Here is a 1,392-nt window from a genome sequence, read left to right on the forward strand (position 1 = left end):
GTATATCCTATGAGAGGTAATTACTATATTTGGGTAAGGTGTTCCTTATGAGTTATAAGAACTTATTTTCTTTAATCCAGAAAATGGTTGGGAAAATTTTTTCTATAGTAAGCATTGTTGGTAAGAGTTTAATTTCTTTAAGGAGGAATATTTTAATGGGTGTTTTAAGTGGAAATCCACAAAATGAACCAATGCACTACGGAGAAGTCTTTGGGATTTGGAGTTATCTTGCAGCGGCACAAGGTGCAATTGCTGGATATCAAGTTCTTATTAACCACACAGGAGACGAGGATTTGAAGAAATTTTTAGAAAATCTTGTGGAAAATGATATCCAATCAGAAGTTGAAGAATTAAAAAATTTATTAAAATTAAATGGTGTTGCATTACCACCAGCACCTCCAGAAAGACCTGTTGCATCTATTGAAACGATTCCTCCTGGTGCTCGTATTAATGATGCAGAAATTGCAGCAACGGTTTCTGCAGGTCTTGCTGCTGGGTTAGTAGCATGTAGCCAAGCTATGGGACAATCACTCCGAGAAGATGTAGGAATGATGTTTGGTCAATTCCATATGAAAAAAGCACAAGCTGGAGCTATATTACTTCGCTTGAATAAGAAAAAAGGTTGGATTATTCCGCCACCATTACATGTTCAACAATCAGAACAAGCATAATACCTTAATCGAAATCCAATTTATTCTTTATGGTTGTTGCAATGAGCTTGTCTAGGGAAATAAGGATTATTGGCAAATTAAAATAAGTGGCAGAGTCGTGACCGCTTTTTGGCAGTAAATGTGCCGGTTGTTTTGGAATTAGCGTGTTATATTTGTATTGTGAGTAGTAGCGGAAAACATTGCTCGCAAGATTCCTGATAATTGAAAATGGATCGTCATGACCGATGGCGATGGTTGCAGATTGGATGAATAGTTGTTTCTTGATTTCACATTCAATTGCAATTTACGTTGTGTAAACGGAGAAGGGCTTTTGCTCTTCTTCCAGTTACTTAACAATGTTATAGAAGATTAGCGCGGCAGCATTAGGTGATTGGAAGAAGAATAAAACTTCATTTACCGTAATTGAAGTTACAAATTAATAATTGATAACAAAGCATCCATTCGGGTGCTTTTTCTTACGATTAGTCAACCTGTATTTATAGATTTTTGATGGATTGAGTATCAAAAATCTATATCACACATGTATCCACGTATAACGCATACTAAATACCCCTAATATGGATTCGTTTTTTTACTAGGGGGAGATATGATGAATGAAACTATGATGTTAGGCCGTTAACCGATAATCATAGTGTATATCGTGTGTAATAAGATGAAAGAGAAGCTTCAGTAACTTATTTACACACGCAATGGACGCAACTTTATGACATTTGTTATATGG

At 35.7% G+C, this 1,392-nt stretch carries 1 protein-coding gene; it reads left to right on the forward strand.

Annotated elements, in window-relative coordinates; genetic code table 11:
- Window positions 1–155: 155 nt before the first annotated feature.
- Entirely contained in the window at window positions 156–671 is a 516-nt protein-coding gene (locus AC1DIT_RS28095) for a DUF3231 family protein (protein ID WP_033671413.1), read from the forward strand.
- Window positions 672–1,392: the final 721 nt, after the last annotated feature.

The sequence above is a fragment of the Bacillus sp. 05T22 genome (assembly GCF_056396765.1).

Coding starts and splice junctions, on each gene's coding strand:
- AC1DIT_RS28095 (WP_033671413.1), top strand. CDS start 156: ATGGGTGTTTTAAGTGGAAATCCACAAAATGAACCAATGCACTACGGA.